Below are 1,699 nucleotides of genomic sequence, written 5' to 3'. Positions count from 1 at the left end.
AACTTGGGTGGAGTAGTTTAAGCCAGAGGGCTCATGACTCGTCGTCGCAGTAACTCGAAGCCAGCACGACCATACATCTGCCGTTTAAGCATTTTTAGGCGGTTTACATGGCCTTCCACAACACCATTACTCCATCTGCTGCTTATCGCTTCGTGTATTGCTGTTGCATCCGCTTCCATACCGGCCGCAACACGCTGAAGGTCAATGAGCCCACTTTGACTGACGTCAGAGAACCATTGATTTAACTGTGATTTATTCTTCATCTTCAGCATCCGGTAGAAGTCGAGGGACAACTGTTGTGCCATTTTCAGCTGCGGCTCTTTCTGGCACATTGACTCGATGAAGCGGGACGCATAGTTTTCTTCTCCTCTGATCATTCGCCAGGGCATTAACCAGCGACTGACCCGGGATGCAGAGGGAAGTCGACCTGGTGAGACAGCCGGAGCGTTAGACTGCTTACGCCACTTAGCAACAGCATCTCTGACAGTCGTTTCACTCCCGGTAAAACCAGCGTCAACCATCTCCCGCCATAGTTGCCGGGCATTATGGTTACCATTTATACGTTGTCTTTCCAGCCATTCATGCCATGGATCAAGAAGTCCGGGCCTTGGCGGTTTCGTTGATATTTCAGGGAACGCCTTCGACTGCATCCACCTACGAACTGTTACGCGGGACAGCCCGGTGATGCGGGATATTTCTCTGATCCCGTGACCTTTTTTATGAAGAGAGTCGACCTCAGTCCAGCGTTGGTACCGTTTTTCACTCCTCTGTCGTTTAATGCGCTCAGGGCGACGTAGTGTTGAGACTGGTGCAAGAGACGCTTCGGCGTCCTGTTTTTTGGGGGACAGCTCAGTAGCTACCTGCCGTATCAATGGCATATATCTGTACATCATGCGTTCCAGCGCATCGCCGATGTTCTTCAACAGATGCCAGCGATCGGCCACCTGTACTGCCTGCGGTGCACCATCACGAGCAGCTAACGCATAGATCCCCCCACGATCGCGTGAGACGACTTGTATCTCCGGGTATTTTTTGAACCATGCCGCCAGAGTACGTTGCTCCCGGCCTGGCAGCAGCACCAGGGGGCGATGGGTATCAAGATTCACGATCAGTGTGCCGTACCTGTGGCCCCGATGCCATGCCCACTCGTCAATACCGACATGCATGGTCCGGTTCTCTGTTTGTTCCGGAGCCTGAACCACTCTGCGTAGTAAAGTATCCGCGCTGATCTGTATTCCTGAAGCTACTGCAGCTCGTCTACCTGCTTCACCACCTGCGATGAGCCCCAGTTGATTCTGCAGATTTTTCAGCAATGCAGAAGACTGCTGCTGCTGACCCGCAAAGGGAACAAGCGATTCAGCAAAAATTTTACGTGGACAGGACGGGTTACGGCAGTACCAGTGCCGGATGGCAAAGACTAACCAGAGAGCCTGGCCTGAGCATGGAAGATGCTGTATCCGCCGTCGCCGACAACTATGAACAGAATTGCTGCGAGCAAGGCACTCAGGACATGATGCCGTTTTACGCGTGGCGCGGAGATGGAGGGTTATTCCATCAGTACCAGTAATTTGTTGGCAGGTTTGCCACCCTCGCGGTAGCAGTAAAAGTGTCTTAAGTGAGGCCATTTTGTTATCCACAACTTAAAACAGCTTAGATCCTTGTTAACTAAAAAGTTTCATCAATTTTTGTCCACCCAAGT

1 protein-coding gene is annotated in these 1,699 nt (G+C 51.7%); it reads right to left on the bottom strand.

Annotated elements, in window-relative coordinates; translation table 11 throughout:
* Positions 1-17: 17 nt before the first annotated feature.
* Positions 18-1,637 carry an ISL3 family transposase gene (locus tag ACWKX3_RS24075; protein ID WP_454542655.1) on the bottom strand — a complete coding sequence of 540 codons (1,620 nt, stop codon included), beginning with the start codon at positions 1,635-1,637 and terminating at the stop codon, positions 18-20.
* Between the last annotated feature and the right edge of the window lie 62 nt (positions 1,638-1,699).

The organism is Enterobacter sp. UPMP2052 (genome assembly GCF_053709675.1).
This window is presented reverse-complemented; position numbering and strand designations above follow the sequence as displayed.